The organism is Amnibacterium sp. CER49 (assembly GCF_029846255.1).
GTDB lineage: Bacteria > Actinomycetota > Actinomycetes > Actinomycetales > Microbacteriaceae > Amnibacterium.
The window spans coordinates 979,466-998,848 of sequence record NZ_JARVWQ010000001.1 but is presented as its reverse complement, the minus strand read 5'-3'; the positions used below and the strand labels follow the sequence as shown (position 1 = coordinate 998,848).

At 72.6% G+C, this 19,383-nt stretch carries 17 protein-coding genes, 1 tRNA gene and 1 other RNA gene; 10 read left to right on the top strand and 9 right to left on the bottom strand.

The window, feature by feature from the left end:
- Positions 1–71: 71 nt before the first annotated feature.
- A complete protein-coding gene (locus QDR37_RS04710; RefSeq protein ID WP_279712432.1) occupies positions 72–1,259 on the bottom strand; it encodes an AIM24 family protein in 1,188 nt (395 codons plus the stop codon).
- A 7-nt stretch (positions 1,260–1,266) separates the two neighbouring features.
- Entirely contained in the window at positions 1,267–2,064 is a 798-nt protein-coding gene (locus tag QDR37_RS04705) for an AIM24 family protein (RefSeq protein WP_279712430.1), read from the bottom strand.
- Between the two features lie 200 nt (positions 2,065–2,264).
- Between QDR37_RS04705 and QDR37_RS04700 the strand changes: the two genes are divergently transcribed.
- On the top strand, positions 2,265–3,455 hold the full coding sequence (locus tag QDR37_RS04700; RefSeq protein ID WP_279712429.1) for an SPFH domain-containing protein: 1,191 nt from the start codon (positions 2,265–2,267) through the stop codon (positions 3,453–3,455).
- Positions 3,456–3,496: 41 nt separating this feature from the next.
- Here QDR37_RS04700 and QDR37_RS04695 read toward each other — a convergent pair whose 3' ends face one another.
- From QDR37_RS04695 to QDR37_RS04685, 3 genes are read right to left on the bottom strand one after another with little or no spacing between them, the layout of a single operon-like run.
- Positions 3,497–4,594: a hypothetical protein gene (locus QDR37_RS04695; protein WP_279712428.1), complete on the bottom strand. Its 1,098-nt coding sequence runs from the start codon at positions 4,592–4,594 to the stop codon at positions 3,497–3,499.
- Positions 4,591–5,199 (bottom strand): general stress protein, encoded by a 609-nt coding sequence (locus QDR37_RS04690; RefSeq protein WP_279712427.1) that lies wholly within the window; start codon positions 5,197–5,199, stop codon positions 4,591–4,593. Before QDR37_RS04690 ends, QDR37_RS04695 begins: the two co-directional genes overlap by 4 nt.
- Positions 5,196–7,751 carry an ATP-dependent Clp protease ATP-binding subunit gene (locus tag QDR37_RS04685; protein WP_279712426.1) on the bottom strand — a complete coding sequence of 852 codons (2,556 nt, stop codon included), beginning with the start codon at positions 7,749–7,751 and terminating at the stop codon, positions 5,196–5,198. Before QDR37_RS04685 ends, QDR37_RS04690 begins: the two co-directional genes overlap by 4 nt.
- Before the next feature lie 284 nt (positions 7,752–8,035).
- On the opposite strand from QDR37_RS04685, the gene QDR37_RS04680 reads away from it, so the two are divergent.
- On the top strand, positions 8,036–8,344 hold the full coding sequence (locus QDR37_RS04680; protein WP_279712425.1) for an antibiotic biosynthesis monooxygenase: 309 nt from the start codon (positions 8,036–8,038) through the stop codon (positions 8,342–8,344).
- Positions 8,345–8,518: 174 nt separating this feature from the next.
- Entirely contained in the window at positions 8,519–8,848 is a 330-nt protein-coding gene (locus QDR37_RS04675; protein ID WP_279712424.1) for a GYD domain-containing protein, read from the top strand.
- 95 nt (positions 8,849–8,943) lie between these two features.
- Here QDR37_RS04675 and QDR37_RS04670 read toward each other — a convergent pair whose 3' ends face one another.
- The 3 genes from QDR37_RS04670 to ffs all read right to left on the bottom strand — a co-directional run bounded on the left by QDR37_RS04670 (position 8,944) and on the right by ffs (position 9,816).
- Positions 8,944–9,279, bottom strand: coding sequence for a hypothetical protein (locus tag QDR37_RS04670; RefSeq protein ID WP_279712422.1), 336 nt, complete (start codon positions 9,277–9,279; stop codon positions 8,944–8,946).
- A 333-nt stretch (positions 9,280–9,612) separates the two neighbouring features.
- Positions 9,613–9,700: transfer RNA gene (locus QDR37_RS04665), tRNA-Ser, on the bottom strand.
- Between the two features lie 19 nt (positions 9,701–9,719).
- An RNA gene (gene ffs / locus QDR37_RS04660) (signal recognition particle sRNA small type) lies at positions 9,720–9,816 on the bottom strand.
- 119 nt (positions 9,817–9,935) lie between these two features.
- Between ffs and QDR37_RS04655 the strand changes: the two genes are divergently transcribed.
- The 5 genes from QDR37_RS04655 (at position 9,936) to QDR37_RS04635 (ending at position 15,848) form a co-directional block, all read left to right on the top strand.
- Positions 9,936–11,981 carry a DNA polymerase III subunit gamma and tau gene (locus tag QDR37_RS04655; protein WP_279712420.1) on the top strand — a complete coding sequence of 682 codons (2,046 nt, stop codon included), beginning with the start codon at positions 9,936–9,938 and terminating at the stop codon, positions 11,979–11,981.
- Between the two features lie 3 nt (positions 11,982–11,984).
- On the top strand, positions 11,985–12,584 hold the full coding sequence (gene recR, locus QDR37_RS04650; protein WP_279712419.1) for a recombination mediator RecR: 600 nt from the start codon (positions 11,985–11,987) through the stop codon (positions 12,582–12,584).
- A 9-nt stretch (positions 12,585–12,593) separates the two neighbouring features.
- Positions 12,594–13,427 carry an alpha/beta hydrolase gene (locus QDR37_RS04645; protein WP_279712418.1) on the top strand — a complete coding sequence of 278 codons (834 nt, stop codon included), beginning with the start codon at positions 12,594–12,596 and terminating at the stop codon, positions 13,425–13,427.
- Between the two features lie 76 nt (positions 13,428–13,503).
- Positions 13,504–14,775 carry an aspartate kinase gene (locus tag QDR37_RS04640; RefSeq protein WP_279712417.1) on the top strand — a complete coding sequence of 424 codons (1,272 nt, stop codon included), beginning with the start codon at positions 13,504–13,506 and terminating at the stop codon, positions 14,773–14,775.
- On the top strand, positions 14,772–15,848 hold the full coding sequence (locus QDR37_RS04635) for an aspartate-semialdehyde dehydrogenase (protein ID WP_279712416.1): 1,077 nt from the start codon (positions 14,772–14,774) through the stop codon (positions 15,846–15,848). The genes QDR37_RS04640 and QDR37_RS04635 overlap by 4 nt, the downstream gene beginning before the upstream one ends.
- Positions 15,849–16,149: 301 nt before the next feature.
- Here the strand turns inward: QDR37_RS04635 and QDR37_RS04630 are convergent, their stop codons facing one another.
- Complete coding sequence (locus tag QDR37_RS04630) at positions 16,150–16,581, bottom strand: HEAT repeat domain-containing protein (protein WP_279712415.1); 432 nt, start codon at positions 16,579–16,581, stop codon at positions 16,150–16,152.
- Between the two features lie 200 nt (positions 16,582–16,781).
- Here QDR37_RS04630 and QDR37_RS04625 point away from each other — a divergent pair, with 200 nt between their 5' ends.
- Both QDR37_RS04625 and QDR37_RS04620 read left to right on the top strand, forming a co-directional pair.
- The gene (locus QDR37_RS04625; protein ID WP_279712414.1) at positions 16,782–18,260 is read left to right on the top strand and encodes a malate:quinone oxidoreductase; all 1,479 of its coding nucleotides are present in this window, start codon (positions 16,782–16,784) and stop codon (positions 18,258–18,260) included.
- Positions 18,261–18,307: 47 nt separating this feature from the next.
- A complete protein-coding gene (locus QDR37_RS04620) occupies positions 18,308–19,360 on the top strand; it encodes an Rv2578c family radical SAM protein (RefSeq protein WP_279712413.1) in 1,053 nt (350 codons plus the stop codon).
- Positions 19,361–19,383: the final 23 nt, after the last annotated feature.

Genomic DNA, 19,383 nt, shown 5'->3' with positions numbered 1-19,383 from the left:
TTCCGAGGCTGCGCCGAGACTACGAGAGCCGACCGTCGGGCTCGCCGCGCGTCCATCGACGCCGATCGGCGTCACCAGCGGTGGAACTGCACCGTGCCGTCGACGATCGGGTACGGGTGGGCGTGCTCCTTCTCGTACTTCGACGAGATCGCGACCCGGCCCGGGCCCGTCAGCGACAGCCAGAGGTGCCGGTTCTCGTAGTTCTGCGTCGTGAACCACGCGAACCAGCCCGTCGTCGACGGGTACTCCGCGACGAGGTAGGGCGTCACCGAGAGGTCGCGGTAGAGCAGCGCCTGAGGCGGGATGCGGATCGTCTCGCCGACGCCGAGGTCGCGGAACATCGTGTTGCCGGGGGAGTGGAGCAGGAGCAGGCCCGGGCCGCCCTGGGCGTGGAACAGCTCGTCGTACCGGCCGAGGGGGTACTCGACCTCGTACTCGGTCTCCTTGCCGTTGTCCTTGCGGAACTTCAGCCACAGGTCGTTCTTGTGCGGGCGATAGGTGACTGCGGGCGTCGCGGCGAGGAAGACGTGGTCGCGGACCCAGTAGCCGTGCCCGTCGTCGATGGGGAGCGCCACGATCTCGCCCATGTGGTTGTCGGACAGCGCGATGCGGCCTGGACCCTGTGCGCTCAGCAGCGTCATCGTCATCCCCGATCGCACCCGGTTCAGGAAGCCGTTGCCGTCGGCGTGCTTCCCGAGCTGCACCTGCTCCTCCGCGTAGGTGAGCTTGTAGTGCGGGAACCAGATCGCGTCACCGTCGACCAGCGAGAACTCGGCGATCGGCACGTAGTCGCCTGCGATCTGCACCGAGGACCGGCCGATCTGGATGTGCGCCATGTCCTCGGCGCCCGGCAGCTCCTCCCAGCCGGAGTCGGACACGATCTCCTGCACCCGGGCGTGCGCCCCGCAGGAGAGGCACTCGCCGCGGGACCCCAGCGTGCCGGTCTGCCGGCAGTACGGGCACCAGTAGCCACCTGCCGAGGCGGATGCGGCAGCGGTCGAGATCCCGGCGCCGGATCCGCTCGCGGCGGCGGTGGCGGCCGCCGCGGTGCCCGTCTCCGCGACGTCGGCCACGGCGGTCGCCTCGGCAGTGCCCCCTTCTGTGCTCATGCCCTCCGTGGTCGGCGCCATCGGCCGGATGCGCTGCTCGCCGCTCGCGGCGTCCCACACGTAGTCGGTCCAGTCGCGGCCGCTCCACCACCGTCGCTCGCCGTGACCGTCGTCGTACCAGCCGGGAGGCGCCTGCTGCTCGCCGCTCATGGCCGCCTCAGTCCTCCGAGCTGCTGTGGTGGTACATGGACTGGATGCCGACGCGGCCGGGCCCGACCATCTCCGCGACCCAGATCTTGCCGCCGAGCAGCCCCACCTTGATCCCCGGGAGCGCGACCGTGTTCATCGTCACGGAGGCGTCCTTGTAGAGGAACGTGCCGGGCTCCACGAGGAGCCGTTCACCGGCCCCGAGCGTGCGCTGCAGCACGTCCCCGTTGCCGTGCAGCATCAGCATCCCCGGCTCCCCCTTCGCGAAGAAGCGGTCGAGGTACATGCCGCTTCCGCCATGGAGCAGGTTCGCCAGCCCTTTGATGCGCTGGAACGTGTAGTCGACCGCGTGCGAGGCGAGCAGGAACGCGTGCTCGCGCACGTCGAGCTCGGTGTCGGCGTGGATCGGCATCACCACGAGCTCGCCGGGTGCGTCGCGGGAGAAGGCGATCCGCCCGGCGCCGCTCGCGGTCAGCACCGAGTACGGCATGCCGTGGGCACGGCGTCTCGCGGGCAGGTTGTACTGCGCCAGCGGGACCTGGGGATCCTTCCAGAGCATCGTGTGCTGCTCGAAGTACACGTGGTCGTTCGGGTGCAGCTCGATCTCGGCGACCGGGACGTACTTCCCCTCCACCTGCAGGGTGGACCCCGAGAAGCTGAACCTCTCCATGTCCTTCAGTCGCGGCGCTTCGCGCCAACCCGAGTCGGACACCTTGTCGTCGGCGTCCAGCGGCGCCCCGCAGGTGGCGCACTGGGTCGCGTCGGGCGCGTTGTTGAGCCGGCACCAGCTGCAGACGAGGACTTCCATGGCCGACCTCTCCGAGGCGGGCAGCGGAGCCCGGCGGGAGCCGCCGGAGGGCCTCCGTCGGCCCGACGGACCTGACGTTAGTGAAGGCCGGGATCCCGGTTCAACGGCTCCTTCGGCCGGGGCGGGCGGCTCCCTATCGACAGTGCCCCGCATGGCGGCCATCATCGGTGCGTTCGCGTCGGCAGGCAGGGAGTGGGCACATGGGACTGATCGCGGCGGCAGTCGGAGCGGTCGGCGGCACGTTCGCCGACCAGTGGAAGGACTTCTACACGGTCCCGAACGGCCTTCCCGCGACGGCCGCGGTGTTCCCGGCCGTGCCGCGGGGCACGAACGCCGGCCGCGGATCCAACACGCGTGGGTCGGACAACGTCATCACGAACGGATCGAAGATCGTCGTGCCGCCGGGCTACGGGCTGGTGCTCATGGAGGACGGCGCGATCACCGGGTTCGCGTCCGAGCCCGGCGGGTACGAGTGGAGCTCGTACGCCCAGGACTCGCAGGGGATCTTCACGAGCGGCGACGTCGTCGACTCGCTGATCCTCACGTCCTGGGAGCGCTTCAAGTTCGGCGGCCGGCCTTCGTCGCAGCAGCAGGCCTTCTTCGTCGCCCTCAAGGAGCTGCCGAACAACCGCTTCGGGACGCAGTCCGAGATCTACTGGGACGACGCCTACCTGAACGCGCAGGTGGGAGCGATCACGCGCGGCACCTACACGTTGCGGATCGTCGACCCGATCCTGTTCGTGAAGAGCTGGATGCCGGCCGCCTACCTGCAGAACGGCCGGGTCTTCGACTTCACGGACCGCGACAACGACGCGGCGACCCAGCTCTTCAACGAGGTCGTGGGCTCGCTCGCACCGGCGTTCTCGATGTACACGAACGACCCTGCGAAGGGGAACCGCATCACGCGCATCCAGCAGGACTCGACCGGTTTCGCGCAGAGCCTCTCCGCCGCGGTCGAGGCGAACCACCAGTGGCGCACCGCACGAGGGCTCGAGATCGCGCAGGTGGCGATCGTCGCGATCGAGTACGACGCGAACACGCGTGAGCTGCTGCGGACCGTGCAGCGCGCGGACGCGCTCTCGGGTGCCCGCGGCAACGCGAACCTCCAGGCCTCGGTGGCCCAGGGGTTCGAGTCGGCGGGTGAGAACGCCGGCACCGGCGGCATCCTCGGCATGGGGTTCGCCGCGGGCGCCGCAGGCCTCGGCGGCCTGCAGCAACCGGTCGCCGGCGTCGCCGCGAGCAGCCCCTCGGAGCCGCAGGCCCCCGCGGCCGCCGCTCCGGCCGCCGAGGACCCGGTCGTCGTCCTCACCCGCGCGAAGCAGCTGCTCGACGCCGGGCTCATCACGCAGGAGGACTACGACGCGGCGAAGGCGAAGGCCCTCGGTCTCTGACGCCCGGCGCCGACCGGCGGGGCTCACCTGCGCCTGTGGGATCAGTGAGGCAGGGCCTCGGTGGTCTCGTTGGTCCGGCGCGTGTACGCGGCTGCCCGCACCGCGTCGTCGGACTCGAGGCCGGCGCCGAGTGCGCCACCGACGGTGGCGAGGGAGGCCGTGAGCCAGGCGAGCCGCAGGTAGACGCCGATGTCCACGGGATGCCGCAGGCCCTGGGCGAGCAGCGCGGGCGTGAGCAGCAGGCCCGCTGCCAGCAGGGCGAGCAGGAGGAGGGCGAGGTAGAGGGCGCCGACCCCGATCAGCACGGTGGCGAGGGTCGCGAGGTTGAACAGCACGACCTGCTGGCGTGCGCGGGGCGACCGGGCGCGCTCCCACAGCTGCGCGCCGATGACGAGCGATGCCGCGATGGCGGCGACGGAGGCCAGGCCGACGAGCGTCAGCCGGAGGGGTCCGAGCGCATCCGCGAGCCGCCAGACGTCCGACGTGACGAGCGCGAGCACGCCGGCCGCGACGGCAGCGCTGAGGGCGCGGGACAGCCGCGCGATGAGCCGCCAGGGCTGGTTCGCGCGGACCATCCCCGAGAGCAGCCGCAGATCGCCGATCAGCACGAGACCCGTGAGGCGCAGGGTCGGCAGGGTGCTGTCCTCGTCGACGGCGAGCCGCCGCGCCCGTCGAGCGAGGCGGCTCGTGCGGGAGGACGCGGTGCGCGCGACGGCGTCCTCCGGCTCGCCGAGCAGCCCGTCGACGAGGCGCAGGAGGGCGTCGTGAGCACGACGGGCGACGGTGACCGCGCCGAGCGCCGGCACGCTGAGCAGCGCGACGTGATGCAGCGGGCTGACGTGCGCGACGACCGCGCGCGGGCCGACCCGCAGCGGCAGGTCCGTGAGCACGACCGCCAGGTCGAGGCCTTGCCGCAGCAGCCGTTCGCGCGCCGCGTCGACGATCTCGGCATCGCCGGCCGGCGGCCGGACCAGCCCGTCCTCGTGCACCTCCACCCGCCAGGCGGTGCCGGGGAGCCGGGCCGACAGGGCGGCCGGCAGGTCCCTGGCCAGAACCGGTGCCAGCTGCGCGGGCGCGCCGGGAGCGGCGATCAGGCCGAGCACGGCCTCCGGGCCGGTCGGCACGGACGCGCTCGTCACGACCGGTGGGCGTCCTGGCGTTCGACGTCGTCGCTGTCGGTGCCCTTGAGGATCTGCTCGGCCCGCGCGACCTCCTCCTCCGAGCCGTGGACGACGAGCACGTACCCGCCCGTCTTGACGACCTGCTCGTACTTCGGGATGCGGTCGCGCTCCACGAACTTGCCGACGAGCGCGCCGATGCCGGCGCCGAGCGCGCCGCCTTCGAGGGCCCCGAGCGCACCGGCGGCGAGGGGACCGAGGATCAGCAGGGGGCCGACGCCCGGGATGAAGAGCGCCGCCGCCCCGGTGAGCAGCCCGAAGAGGCCGCCGGCCCACGCCCCGAAGCCGGCGCCGCTCTTCGCGACGTCGCCCACGCTGACGAAGCCGTGCACGCGGGTCTCGCTGGTGAGGCCCTGCCCGATCAGGCTGACCCGTTCGACGGGGAAGCCGGCTTGACCGAGCTGCTGCACCGCGGCGGTCGCCTCGTCGAGTGTGCGGTAGGTCGCGATGACCGCCTTGTCGTCGGGGCCGACGGGGCTGGTGTCGGGGGTGGGCTGCTGGCCGGGCTGCAGCTTGGTGGCGTCCGCGGTGATCGCGGTGGCGTTTCCGCCTGCCGTGGTGGTCATGTGGTGCTCCTCTCGGGGGTGGAAGCGTGCTCGGCCGGGGTGGCCGCGTCCGGCCGGCGCGTCTCGAACGCGAGACCGCCGTCGCGGACGGTGACGGTGACCGTGTCGCCCGGCTGGACCGCGCCGCCGAGCAGCTGCCGCGAGAGCTGGTTGTCCAGCTCCCGCTGAATGGCGCGGCGCAGGGGCCGCGCCCCGAACTCGGGCTGGTAGCCGCGGTCGGCCAGCCAGTCGAGCGCCCCGTCGGACAGGTCGAGGATGATGTCCTGGGCGCGCAGACGGCGTCGCGTCTGCTCCAGCAGCAGGTCGGCGATCCGGCGCACCTGCGTCCGGTCGAGCCCGCTGAAGATGATGATCTCGTCGATGCGGTTCAGGAACTCGGGGCGGAAGCGCTGCCCGAGGTCCTGCATCAGCGGTTCCCGCAGGTCCTCCACCGGGGTGCCCCTACGGGTGGCCGCGAGGATGCGGTCGGCGCCGACGTTGCTCGTCATGATGACGACGGTGCTGCTGAAATCGACCGTGCGGCCCTGCGCGTCGGTCAGCCGACCGGCGTCGAGCAGCTGCAGGAGGGTGTTGAACACGTCCGGGTGCGCCTTCTCGATCTCGTCGAGCAGCAGCACCGTGTAGGGGGTGCGGCGCACGGCCTCGGTGAGCTGCCCCGCCTCCTCGTACCCGACGTACCCGGGAGGGGCGCCGACGAGGCGGGAGACGGTGTGCCGCTCCTGGAACTCGCTCATGTCGAAGCGCACCATGCGGTTCTCGTCGCCGAACAGCGCCTCCGCCAGGGCGCGGGCCAGCTCGGTCTTGCCGACACCGGTCGGCCCGAGGAAGAGGAACGAGCCGACGGGACGGTTCGGGTCCGCGAGGCCCGCCCGTGCGCGGCGCACGGCCTCGGCGACGGCTCCGACGGCCTCGTCCTGGCCCACGACACGGCCGTGCAGCGTCTCCTCGAGGCGCAGCAGCCGTTCCCGCTCCTCCTCCGTCAGCTGCGCCACGGGGATCCCGGTGGCCCGTGACACGACCTCCGCGATGTCCTCCGGCGTCACCGCCACGACGCCCGTGCGCCGCTCCCGCACCTCCTGGAGCCGGCCGCGGGCCTCCTCCGCGTCGCGCTTCAGCTGGTCGGCCCGCTCGTACTGCTCCGCCGCCACGGCGGCGTCCTTGCCCCGATCGAGCTGCGCGAGGTGCTCCTCGAGCTCCCGGGTGTCGGCGGGCGCCGTGGTGCTGCGCAGCCGGACCCGCGCGCTCGCCTGGTCGATGAGGTCGATCGCCTTGTCCGGCAGGAACCGGTTCGTGACGTAGCGGTCGGAGAGCTCCGCCGCGGCGACGATCGCCTCGTCGCTGATGCGCACCTGGTGGTGGGCCTCGTACCGGTCGCGGAGGCCCTTCAGGATCTCGATGGTGTCGTCGACCGAGGGCTCCGGGACGAGGATCGGCTGGAAGCGCCGTTCCAGCGCCGCGTCCTTCTCGATGTGCTTGCGGTACTCGTCCACCGTGGTGGCGCCGACGACCTGCAGCTCGCCTCGCGCGAGCGCGGGCTTCAGCATGTTGCCCGCGTCCATCGAACCCTCCGCCGAGCCCGCACCGACGACGGTGTGGAGCTCGTCGATGAACAGCACCACGTCGCGGTCGGCGGCCTGCACCTCGTCGATGACGTTCTTCAGCCGCTCCTCGAACTCGCCGCGGTACTTGCTGCCCGCGACCATGCCGGAGAGGTCGAGCGAGACCACCCGTCGGTCCCTCAGCGACTCGGGCACGTCGCCGTTCACGATCCGCTGCGCGATGCCCTCGACGATCGCGGTCTTGCCGACGCCGGGGTCGCCGATGAGCACGGGGTTGTTCTTGGTGCGCCGGGAGAGGATCTCGAGGGTCTGCTCGACCTCGTCCTCCCGTCCGACGACGGGGTCCAGCCGGCCCTCCCGCGCCGCCTGCGTGAGGTCGCGGCCGTACTGGTCGAGCGTCGGCGTGGCCGTGCTCCCCGGTCCGCCCTCCGCCTGCCGGCCGCCGCGCTCCGGCTGCCCGCCCTCTCCCGGGGAGCGGACCCCTCGCGGGTCCGGCAGCGCCCGGTCCAGCAGCCGCGCTGCGATCGTCTCGGGGTTGTTGCCGAGCCCGAACAGGATGTGCACGGGCTGGATCGTCGACGAGCCGCCCTGGCGCGCCTCACGGTACGCATCGAGCAGCGCGCGCTTCGCCGCAGGTGTGAGCGGGGGCGCTCCCTCCGCCGAGCGCCCGCCGTGCTCCGCGACCTGCTCCGCCTGCGCGGCGAGCCGATCCACGTCCGCACCGGCACCTTCGAGGGCGCGCCGGGTCTCCGGCTCCTGCGTCGCGGCCCACAGCAGGTGCTCGGTGTCGACGTCGCTGCTGCCCCAGTCCGCCGCCTGTCGCACCGCGCGCGTGACCAGGTCGCGGGCGCCGTCCGACAGGGCCTGCGACAGGTCCACCCGCTGGACCGGGGGCGACGCGGTCCCGCCGCGCGAACCCAGGACGCTGAACGGGTCCTGTCCGCCGAAGAACCGCGACACCAGGTCGTCGAACGACCCGAACGAATTCGACACGGTCCGCCCCTTCCGTCGCTGGAGGTCGGCGTTCGCCGCCGCTCCGCTTCCCGCGTCCGGAGCTCGACGGGCCGACCACGAACCCAGGAGGTTCGCTGCGGCCGAGTGAACGCTTCCGTGCTCCCCGGCGCATCGGTAGATCGACCGATACGGGTCGTGGATCTCGGTCGTTCTGCCGATGCGACGCGACGTGATCCGAGGTGTGCTGTCGGTGTTGAGAGCCCAGCGCCCGGGATCGGCGCTTCGAGGAGGCCGCACCGTGCGCGGCAGGGGAGGAACAGACCATGGCCCGTGATGTGAGCGTCGCGCTCCTGGTGCGCTTCGAGGCCAAGCCGGGAAAGGAGCAGGAGGTCGTCGACCTCCTGCGCCAGGGGCGCTCCCTCGTCCAGCAGGAACCGGACACCGTGCGCTGGTTCGCCCTGCGCTTCGGATCGACCTCCTTCGGCATCTTCGATGCGTTCCCCGACGCGTCGGGCCGGCAGGCCCACCTCGACGGGGAGGTCGCCAAGGCACTCGGGGCGAGCGTCGGCACGCTGATCGAGCAGCCGACGTTCGAGCAGGTCGACGTGCTCGTGGAGCGGCCTCCGGTGTGAGGGCCGCGAGCTGGACCTCGAGCGCTCGCCCGCCGGCGGTGATGAGGAGTCCGAACCAGGTCCACGATTCGAGAACGAGGAGGGCTGCAGCCGGGTCCGGATGGGAGTCGAGAACCTCTGGCGCCTCGTGGTCCCGCGTGCGATCGTGCCGGGCGATGAGCCAGGAGGTGCGTCATGAAGTTCCTCGTCTTCTTCGACCTCAAGCCGGAGACCGTGGCGGCGGCGATGCAGCGGCCGAGCGACCGGGCGGCGGTGGTCGGCAAGCTCTGCGAGGCTGTCGGCGGACGGCTGGAGAGCTACTACTGGATGTTCGGCGAGCATGACGGCTTCGTCATCGCCGATCTCCCCGACTCCGCCGCTGCCGCAGCGGTCAGCCTCGCCGTGACCGGCTCGGGCGCGTTCTCGCGGCTGGAGACCCACGAGCTGATCCCCGCCGACCGGATCCAAGGCGTCCTCGACCGGGCGAGGACCGGCCAGGCCGCGTATGCACCGCCTGGCGCCTAGCTGCGCCGGCGCGCTGCCGACGGCTCCGGCACCTGTTCGGCATCGGCGCGCTCGCGAACGGCAGGATCAGGTCGGCCCGACCCGCTGATCGCCGGTCAGCCCTCGATGATCGGCGGTGAGAAGACGAGCAGTGTCTGCTCCGCCGCGAGCATCGCCTCGAACCGAGCGATCTCGGCCTGTGCTCGCTCCTCGCCGAGCGCTGCGACGAGCGCGGGTTCGGAATCGAACTCGTCGAGGTCGGATCCGTCGAACTGGAAGGCGTAGGGGACCGGGTCCTGCCCGCTGCCTGCGCGTACCAGCCGCCACCGGCCCGCGAAGCTCGGCTGCTGGCTCACGGCGGGGACGACCACCGAGCGCACCCAGTCCTCGAACTCTCGGGCGCGGTCCGCCTTCACCATCGTCAGGGCGACTATGCCGACCTCGAACGCCATCGCACGACTCCTCACCTGGCTGGGAAGGCTCATCCTGCTGGCGCGCCCAGGCCGGGACAACCTGTACGCGCGCCACTCGGCCCGGGGAAGCGGCGTGCGCGACGCCCGGACTCCCTGATCGACCTACCCGCTCCGTCTTCCACGTCTCGCGCGCTCTCGCGTCGCTGGATCGCGGTGAGGCCGAAGCTCCGGTCGGTGCGAAGCTCGGTCATATGGACGAGGTCCGGACCCTCGCGTGGGCGCGAGCCCCACAGAAGTGGGGCTTTTTGTAGGGCGCTGGAGCCGAAACGAAGCCGAGATCCGCGGATTTCCGCGGATCTCGGAGGTCGTACATGGCGGAGGATGGGGGATTCGAACCCCCGAGGGCTTTCACCCAACACGCTTTCCAAGCGTGCGCCATAGGCCACTAGGCGAATCCTCCAGGCGCTCCGACGAAGCGGAGCAGGGACCCCTCGCGCACCCGCCAGAGCCCGGTTACCCTTGCTGCGTCTCCGCCCTGGGGGAGTTGGCCTGGATGGCGCCACGCGAGGAGCCGCGACGATTGTAGCGGGGTCGGCGGGCATCGGCCGGGGCGGGGGGACACGCCGTGTCGAGCGACCGGCTCGCCGGGCGCGAACACGCCCGGCGTTGTCCGAGGCCGCTCGTATCCTCTCCTCGTGGTCACCGCCCTCTACCGCCGCTACCGGCCGGAGACGTTCGCGGAGCTGATCGGCCAGTCGCACGTCACTGATCCGCTGCGCACGGCGTTGCGCACCGACCGTGTCAACCACGCCTACCTCTTCAGCGGCCCGCGTGGCTGCGGCAAGACCACGTCCGCGCGCATCCTCGCCCGCTGCCTCAACTGCGCCGAGGGGCCCACAGACACCCCGTGCGGCACCTGCCCGAGCTGCGTCGAGCTCGGCCGCGGCGGCGGGGGATCGCTCGACGTCGTCGAGATCGATGCGGCCAGCCACAACGGTGTCGACGACGCCCGCGACCTGCGCGAGCGGGCCGTGTTCGCGCCCGCGCGCGACCGGTTCAAGATCTTCATCCTCGACGAGGCCCACATGGTCACGCCGCAGGGCTTCAACGCGCTGCTGAAGATCGTCGAGGAGCCGCCGGAGCACGTGAAGTTCGTCTTCGCGACCACGGAGCCCGAGAAGGTCATCGGCACCATCCGCTCCCGCACGCACCACTACCCGTTCCGGCTCGTGCCGCCCGCGCAGATGCTCGAGTACGTCGGGCAGCTGAGCGCGGCCGAGGGCGTCGCCGTCGAGGCCGGCGTGCTGCCGCTCGTCGTCAAGGCGGGCGGCGGATCCGTGCGCGACACGCTCTCGCTGCTCGACCAGCTCATCGCCGGGTCCGAGGGCTCGAGCATCGCCTACGACCGGGCCACCGCCCTGCTCGGCTACACGAGCAGCGCGCTCATCGACGAGGTCGTCACCGCGGTCGCCGAGCGCGACGCCGCCGACGCCTTCGCCGCGGTCGACCGCATCGTGCAGACCGGGCAGGACCCGCGCCGGTTCGTCGAGGACCTGCTCGAGCGGCTCCGCGACCTCATCGTCGTCGCGGCGACCGGCGAGAACGCGGCCGCGGTGCTGCGCGGCACCCCTGCCGACCAGATCGCCTCGCTCCAGCTGCAGGCGCAGCGCTTCGGCACCGCCGAGCTCTCCCGCGCGGCCGACACCGTCAGCGAGGCGCTCGACGAGATGGTCGGTGCGACGTCGCCGCGGCTCCATCTCGAGCTGATGATCGCGCGCATGCTCGTGCCCACGGCCGCCGAGGGCGACAGCGGCGCCGTCGCGCGGCTCGAGCGCCTCGAGCGCCGCGTGGGCGTCGACACCGGACCGGTCGCCGTGCAGCGCGCCGCCGAACCGATGCCGGCCCCCGACGAGTCGCTGCGTCGGCCCGCGGCCGCAGCTCGTGCGGTGAAGCCGGCCGCGGCTGCCCCGTCGGTCGCCGCCCCTGCCGCTGCGGCCCCCGCCGACACCGCGCCCTCGGTGGCGCCGCCCGCGCCGTCGGTCGCGCCGCCTGGTCCCGCCGTGATGCCCCCGACCCCGTCGGTCGCTGCACCGTCCGTCGCCGCGCCGACCGTCGCCGCACCCGTGGTGCAGCCGCCGACGGTCGCACCACCTGCGGTCGCTGCCCCATCCGTCGCTGCCCCGAGCGCCCCAGCCCCGAGCGCTGCTTCCGCCGCGGCGCCGGTAGCCGAGCTGCCGCCGAAGCAGGCGCCGGGGCCCGCGGGTGAGGTCACGGTGCAGCACGTCCGGGACGCGTGGCCCGAGATCCTCGAGACGGTGCAGCGCACGAAGCGCAGCGCGTGGGCGGTCGTCTACACGTCGCATCCCCGCGCCCTGAACGGCGACGTGCTCACGCTGTCGTTCGTCAGCCGCGGCGATGTCGAGGGCTTCCGCCAGGGCGGTGCCGGTGGCGTCAGCGAGGTCCTCCGCGCCGCGATCCTCGAGGTGCTCGGCGTCCGTGTGAAGTTCCTGCCGAAGGTCGACGGCGCGCAGGGCGATCCGCAGCAGCCCGAGCCCGTCACCGCATCGGCAGCGGGCTGGGGCGCGCCGGGGGTGCCGACCGCCACCGAGGTGCACCGGCCGCCGTCGCCGGTCGTCGTGCCCTCGTTCGAGCAGCAGCGCTACGGCGAGTCCGTCGTGCGCGAGATCCTCGGCGCCAGCTTCCTCGAGGAGACGGTCGTGCCGCACGGGGAGGTGGGCTAGTCCATGTACGAAGGCATCGTCCAGGAGCTGATCGACGAGCTCGGCCGCCTGCCCGGCATCGGGCCGAAGTCCGCGCAGCGCATCGCGTTCCACATCGTGCAGACCCGCGGCTTCGACGTCACCCGCCTCGGTGAGCTCCTCATGGAGGTGCACGACAAGGTGCGCTTCTGCTCGCTCTGCGGCAACGTCGCCGACGAGGACCGCTGCGGCATCTGCCGCGACCCCCGCCGAAGCCGCACCTCGATCTGCGTCGTCGAGGAGCCGAAGGACGTCGCCGCGATCGAGCGCACCCACGAGTACCGCGGTCTCTACCACGTGCTCGGCGGCGCGCTCAGCCCCATCGACGGCATCGGTCCCGACGATCTGCGCATCCGCGAGCTCGTGCAGCGCCTCGCCGACGGCGAGGTGCAGGAGGTCATCCTCGCCACCGACCCGAACATGACGGGCGAGGCGACGGCCACCTACCTGTCCCGCCTGCTGCGCACGATGGACGTGCCCGTCAGTCGGCTCGCGTCGGGGCTGCCCGTCGGTGGCGACCTCGAGTACGCCGACGAGGTCACGCTGGGCCGCGCGTTCGAAGGCCGCCGGCTCGTCGAGCACTGAGGTCCGCTCGTGCTCGTCCCGATCGGCTCCGGCACGAGCCTCGACGTCGCAGACGCCGGCAGCGGCTCGGCCGTGGTCCTGCTGCACGGCTGGCCCGTCACAGCCGTGCACTGGCGCGGCCTGATCCCGCCGCTGAACCGTGCGGGCTACCGGACCCTGGCCATCGAGGCCCGCGGCTTCGGCAACGCCTCCACCGGTCCGGGCGACGGGGCGAAGGCGCAGCTCGCGGCCGAGGTCGTCGCCGTGCTCGACGCCCTGCACGTGCGGCGCGTGGCGCTGATCGGCCACGGCATGGCAGGCACGGTCGCAGCGCTCGTCGCCGCGGCGCAGCCCGCCAGGGTGGTCGCTCTCGTGCTCGAGGAGACCGTGCTGCCCGGCACCGGCGTCCCCGCCGCGTCTCGCGAGCAGCCGGCGGCCTGGCTGCCGGCCCTGCTGCGTGCCCCCGGCGGCATCGCCGAGGGGCTGCTGCACGGGCGGTTCGACCTCGCCGTCGACGCCTACCTCAGCGCGAGCGCCGGGCCGGCAGGGCTCGACTTCGACGCCCACCTCGCCTACGTCACCGCGTACGGCTCGGACGAGCGCATCGGGCCGTCGATCGGCCTGTTCCGCGCCGAGCGCGAGGACGCGGCCGCCGTGCAGCGCGCCGCCCGCCGACGGCTCCGCCTGCCCGGGCTCGCCGTCGCCGGCCGCACCGGCACCGGTCCGGCCGCCGCCGAGTCGCTGTCACGCCTCGTGTCCGGCGTCACGCCGCTGCTCGTCCCCGGCGCGGGCGCCTATCCCGCCGAGCAGGCACCCGATGCCGTGGCAGGCGGGATCGTCCGCTTCCTCCGCGCCGTCACGTAGCGACCCCGGGCCGGAGGCCTCTTCGGGCCGCCGATACACTCGTCGCGGCCGTCGACCGCCGACCCGAAGGATCACCGTGGGGCTCATCGTGCAGAAGTTCGGCGGCTCGTCCGTCGCCGACGCCGAGAGCATCAAGCGCGTCGCGAAGCGCATCGTCGAGACCCGCAAGGCCGGCCACGAGGTCGTCGTCGCCGTCTCGGCGATGGGCGACACCACCGACGAGCTGCTCGACCTCGCCCACCGGGTGACCCTGCTGCCCGCGCCGCGCGAGCTCGACATGCTGCTCACCGCGGGGGAGCGCATCTCCATGGCGCTGCTCGCGATGGCGATCCGCAGCATGGGCCACGACGCGCGGTCGTTCACGGGCAGCCAGGCGGGCATGATCACCGATGCGCAGCACGGCGCCGCGCGCATCGTCGACGTGACGCCCGGGCGCATCCGCGAGGCGCTCGACGAGGGCGCCATCGCGATCGTCGCCGGCTTCCAGGGCTTCAGCCGCGACACCCGCGACATCACCACCCTCGGCCGCGGCGGCTCCGACACGACCGCGGTCGCCCTCGCGGCGGCGCTCGATGCAGACGTCTGCGAGATCTACACCGACGTCGACGGCATCTTCACCTCCGACCCGCGGATGGTGCCCAGGGCGCGCTTCATCCCGCGGATCACGAGCGAGGAGATGCTCGAGCTCGCGGCCGCCGGGGCGAAGGTGCTGCACATCCGGGCGGTCGAGTACGCCAGGCGGCACGGCGTGACCCTGCATGTCCGCTCGTCGTTCAACAACAAGCAGGGCACGATCGTCTACAACCCGGCGGGTCCGGGCCTCGACGCGAAGGGAGCACCCGTGGAGGAACCGGTGATCGCCGGTGTGGCGACCGATCTCGGCGAGGCGAAGATCACCGTCGTGGGCGTCCGCGACGAGCCCGGCAAGGCCGCGGGCATCTTCACGACCGTCGCGGGCACGGGCGCGAACATCGACATGATCGTCCAGAACGTCTCGGCCGCGTCGACCGGGCTGACGGACATCTCGTTCACGCTGCCGAAGTCGAGCGCGCAGACCGTGCTGAACGCGCTGCGCGCCGAGGGGTACACCGACCTGCAGCACGACGACCAGATCGGCAAGCTCTCCCTCGTCGGCGCGGGCATGCGCACGAACGCCGGCGTCTCCGCCGAGCTGTTCCGCGCGCTCGCCGACGCGGGCATCAACATCGAGATGATCTCGACGAGCGAGATCCGCATCTCGGTCGTCACGCGGGCCGACTCGATCAAGGCCGCGGTCACCGCCGTGCACACGGCGTTCGGCCTCGACGCCGAGACCGAGGCGGTCGTCTACGCGGGGACCGGGCGATGACCGCCGGGGAGCGTCACGCCGCTGCCGGCCTCCGCCTCGGCATCGTCGGCGCGACCGGCCAGGTCGGCGGTGTCGTGCGGCGGCTGCTCGTCGAGCGCGGCGTCCGCATCGACGGGCTGCGCCTCTTCGCGTCCGCCCGGTCCGCCGGCACGACGCTGCCGTGGGGTGACCGGCAGATCGTCGTCGAGGACGCCGCGACGGCCGACCCGACCGGCCTCGACGTCGCGATCTTCTCCGCCGGCGCGAGCACCTCGCGGGTGCAGGCGCCGCGGTTCGCCGCGGCAGGCGTGCTCGTGATCGACAACTCCTCGGCGTGGCGGATGGACCCCGACGTGCCGCTCGTCGTCAGCGAGGTGAATCCCGAGGCGCTCCGCGAGGTCCGCAAGGGCATCGTCGCCAACCCCAACTGCACCACCATGGCCGCGATGCCGGTGCTGAAGCGCCTCCACGACGAGGCGGGCCTCACCCGGCTCGTCGTGAGCACCTACCAGGCGGTCTCCGGCAGCGGACTGGCGGGCGTCGCCGAGCTGAAGGAGCAGGTCGAGCGCGGGGTCGCCTCCGGCGCCCTCGAGGAGCTCGTGCACGACGGCTCGGCGGTCGACCTCGGCGAGCCGCACAAGTACGTGGCGCCGATCGCGTTCGACGTGCTGCCGCTCGCGGGCAACCTCGTCGACGACGGCTCGGAGGAGACCGACGAGGAGCAGAAGCTTCGCAACGAGAGCCGCAAGATCCTCGGGCTGCCCGACCTGCCGGTGTCCGGCACCTGCGTGCGCGTGCCGGTGTTCACAGGGCACTCGGTGTCGGTGAACGCCGAGTTCGCGCGTCCGATCTCGCCGGCGCGCGCCCGGGAGGTCCTCGCCGACGCGCCCGGTGTGGCGCTCACCGACGTCCCGACGCCGCTGCTCGCCGCGGGCAACGACCCGAGCTACGTCGGCCGCATCCGCACCGACCCGGGCGTCCCCGACGGTCGCGGGCTCGCGCTGTTCATCAGCAACGACAACCTGCGCAAGGGCGCGGCGCTGAACGCGGTGCAGATCGCGGAGCTCGTCGCCGCGGAGCTCGTCGCGCGGTAGCCCGCTCGCCCGGCCGCGCCACCGATGCGGTCCACCGGCGCGGCCGCCGCGGATTCGGCCCGGCGGCAGCATCCGTTGCCGTCGACCGAATGCATGGCGGCGGGTTCGGCGTGCTGCGATTCAGGTCCAGCGGCCGCGGCTGCCGGGACTCAGGACCGCCCGTCCTGAATCGATGCACTCGTCCTGGATCCCGGCCGCGCCACCGATTCGGCGCACCGGCGTTCCCGCCACGGATTCGGCCCAGGGGCGGCATCCGCTGCCGGCGTCCGGATCCGTGGCGAGCGGAGGCGGCGCCACCGCCTCAGTCGGCCCCGATGATCGTCTCGACCGCGCGCTGCCCGGCGCGGCGCACGCGCAGCACCGGATCCCGGCGCAGCGCGTCGAGCGCCTCGAGCGCCGGCGCGACCCTGTTGCGCGCGGCGACCTTGGCGGCCATCTCCCGGGCGCGCCACGACTCGTCCGACATCGCGGCGACGAGCGTCGCGGTCGCGCGGTCGTCCCACAGCCAGAGCAGCCCTCGGAGCGCCCAGACCCGGTGCCAGTACGCGGCGACATGCGTGCCGCCCACCATCGCGATGCGAGCGGGCGGTCCGCCGAGTGCGAGGACGACCTCGTCCTCGACGTCGCGGCCGGCGAGCAGATCGATGCACGCCGCGACCACGGCAGCGCGGCCCAGGCGGGACGCCAGGGCCTCGATGCTGCGTCGAGGTCCTGGCCAGGACGGCGGCTGCACACGACGATCATCCGCCGCTCATCCGACGCCCCACGGATTCGGTCCACCCCGCGTTCCTGCCATCGAGTCGGTCCACGGGCGGCATCCGCTGCCGCCGTCCGAATCGGTGGCGCTCCCGCAGGCGGTGGGCGACGAGAGCCGCCGGAAGCCCCCCAGCGGGGGCGCGGGAAGGCGCTCCGGCGCGGCGTAGGGTTGCATCCGTGCCGACGAACGACCCGATCGATGTCGTGCTGATCGGCGGGGGAATCATGAGCGCCACGCTCGGAACCCTGCTCCGCACGCTGCAGCCCGACTGGTCCATCCGCATCTACGAGCGTCTCGGCTCGGTCGCGGAGGAGAGCAGCAACCCCTGGAACAACGCGGGGACCGGTCATGCCGCGCTCTGCGAGCTGAACTACACGCCGGAGCGCCCGGACGGCTCGATCGACATCACGAGCGCCGTCAAGGTGAACGAGCAGTGGCAGCTCTCGCGCGAGTTCTGGGCGTCGCTCGCCGACGACGCGGCGCTCCCCGAGGGCACCGGCTTCATCAGCTCGACCCCGCACATGACGTTCGTACGGGGCGCCGAGAACGTCGACTTCCTGCGCCGCCGCTTCGAGGCCCTGTCGGCGCACCCGCTGTTCGCCGGAATGGAGTTCAGCGACGACCCGAAGGTCATCTACCAGTGGGCACCGCTGCTCATGCTCGGACGCGACAAGGACGAGCCCGTCGCCGCGACCCGTGCCGAGACCGGCACCGACGTCGACTACGGCGCGCTCACCCGCGCCCTCATCGACCAGCTGCAGCACCGGGGCGCCGAGGTCCTGCTGAACACCGAGGTCACCGGTCTGAAGCGCGAGGAGGACGGCCTCTGGCGCATCCGCGCGAAGCACACGGTCGGCTACGACCGGCACGAGGTGCGGGCCCGCTTCGTCTTCGTCGGCGCGGGGGGCTGGGCGCTCAAGCTGCTGCAGAAGTCGGGCATCCCCGAGGCGCGTGGCTTCGGGGTCTTCCCGATCAGCGGGCAGTTCCTGCGCACCGACGACCCGGCGGTGGTCTCGCGCCACCACGCGAAGGTCTACGGCAAGGCCGAGGTCGGCTCGCCGCCCATGTCGGTGCCGCACCTCGACACCCGCGTGGTCGACGGCAAGGCCTCGCTCATGTTCGGCCCGTACGCGGGCTTCTCGCCGAAGTTCCTGAAGCGCGGCAGCCTGCTCGACCTGTTCCTGTCGGTGAAGCCGCACAACATCGTGCCGATGCTCGCCGTCGCGAAGGACAACCTCGGCCTGTTGCAGTACCTCATCAGCCAGCTGATCGCCACGCCGAAGCAGAAGTTCGCGGCGCTGCAGGGCTTCATGCCGACCGCCGACCCGCAGGACTGGGTGAAGCTCACGGCCGGTCAGCGCGCGCAGGTCATCAAGAAGGACCCGAAGAAGGGCGGCGTGCTGCAGTTCGGCACCGAGGTCGTCACGGGCGCCGACGGCACGATCGCCGGCCTGCTCGGCGCCTCGCCGGGGGCCTCGATCGCCGCGGCGATCATGGTCGATGTGCTGCGGCGTTGCTTCGCCGACCGGATGCCGGGCTGGGAGGGCGAGCTGCGCCGGCTGATCCCGTCGTTCGGCACCCTGCTGTCGGACGACCCGGAGCGCGCGGAGCAGATCCGCCGCACGACCGCGGGAGCGCTCGGTCTCACCGCCTGACCCGTCTCCGGCTTGCGGTCCGGTCGAACATGTGTTCGACTGGTCGCATGCGGTGGGAGGGTCAGCGGCTCGACGCGCAGGCGTCCGACGCCCTGCCGGGGCTCGCTCGGCTGAACAACCTCGTCCGCACCGTCCGCACGCCCGAGTTCGCAGGCATGACCTTCTACGAGGTGCTCGCGAAGTCGGCGCTGAACAAGGTGCCGGGCTCGGTGCCGGGCACGCCCTACGGCTGGACGATCAACCCGTACCGCGGCTGCTCGCATGCCTGCGTCTACTGCTTCGCCCGTCCCACGCACGCGTACCTCGACTTCGACGACGCCGGGGCCTTCGACCGCGAGGTCATCGTGAAGGTGAACGTGGCCGAGGTGCTGCGCGCCGAGCTCCGCAAGCGCTCGTGGACGCGTCCGCCGGTGGCGCTCGGCACGAACACCGATCCGTACCAGCGGGCCGAGGGGCGCTACCGCCTGATGCCCGAGATCCTCACCGCGCTCGCCCAGTCGGGCACGCCGCTGTCGCTGCTCACGAAGGGCACGCTGCTGCGGCGCGACCTGCCGCTGCTCGAGCACCTCTCGGCGAGCGTCCCGGTCGACCTCGCGATGTCGGTCGCCGTGTTCGACGACGAGCTGCAGCAGCTCGTCGAGCCGGGCACCCCCACCGCGACCGCACGGCTCGCCACCGTCCGGGCCGCGCGCGACGCCGGCCTGCCGTGCGGCGTCTTCCTCATGCCCGTGCTGCCGTACCTCACCGATTCGGTCCAGCATCTCGACCGCGCGCTCGCCGCGATCAAGGACTCCGGTGCGAGCTACGTCATCTGGACCGCGCTGCACCTGAAGCCCGGCGTCAAGGAGTGGTACCTCGGCTGGCTCGCGCAGCACCACCCCGAGCACGAGGCCGCCTACCGGCGCATGTACGCGGGCGTGTCCTACGCGCCGAAGGCCTACCGCCAGTGGCTCGCCGACCGCATGCGGCCGCTGCTCGCGAAGCACCGGCTGCCGGTCGGCTCGGCGGACGACGCCACCGGCGCCACGCGCTCGCGGTCCGCGGGCATCGTCGCTCGCCCGGCGCCGACCGTGCCCGCGGCGCAGCCCGTGCTGTTCTGACGCCCCAGAGCGAGGGGAGATCC

Coding starts and splice junctions, on each gene's coding strand:
- recR (WP_279712419.1), top strand. CDS start 11,985: ATGTACGAAGGCATCGTCCAGGAGCTGATCGACGAGCTCGGCCGCCTG.
- QDR37_RS04690 (WP_279712427.1), bottom strand. CDS start 5,199: ATGACCACCACGGCAGGCGGAAACGCCACCGCGATCACCGCGGACGCC.
- QDR37_RS04670 (WP_279712422.1), bottom strand. CDS start 9,279: ATGGCGTTCGAGGTCGGCATAGTCGCCCTGACGATGGTGAAGGCGGAC.
- QDR37_RS04680 (WP_279712425.1), top strand. CDS start 8,036: ATGGCCCGTGATGTGAGCGTCGCGCTCCTGGTGCGCTTCGAGGCCAAG.
- QDR37_RS04675 (WP_279712424.1), top strand. CDS start 8,519: ATGAAGTTCCTCGTCTTCTTCGACCTCAAGCCGGAGACCGTGGCGGCG.
- QDR37_RS04710 (WP_279712432.1), bottom strand. CDS start 1,259: ATGAGCGGCGAGCAGCAGGCGCCTCCCGGCTGGTACGACGACGGTCAC.
- QDR37_RS04700 (WP_279712429.1), top strand. CDS start 2,265: ATGGGACTGATCGCGGCGGCAGTCGGAGCGGTCGGCGGCACGTTCGCC.
- QDR37_RS04705 (WP_279712430.1), bottom strand. CDS start 2,064: ATGGAAGTCCTCGTCTGCAGCTGGTGCCGGCTCAACAACGCGCCCGAC.
- QDR37_RS04635 (WP_279712416.1), top strand. CDS start 14,772: ATGACCGCCGGGGAGCGTCACGCCGCTGCCGGCCTCCGCCTCGGCATC.
- QDR37_RS04620 (WP_279712413.1), top strand. CDS start 18,308: ATGCGGTGGGAGGGTCAGCGGCTCGACGCGCAGGCGTCCGACGCCCTG.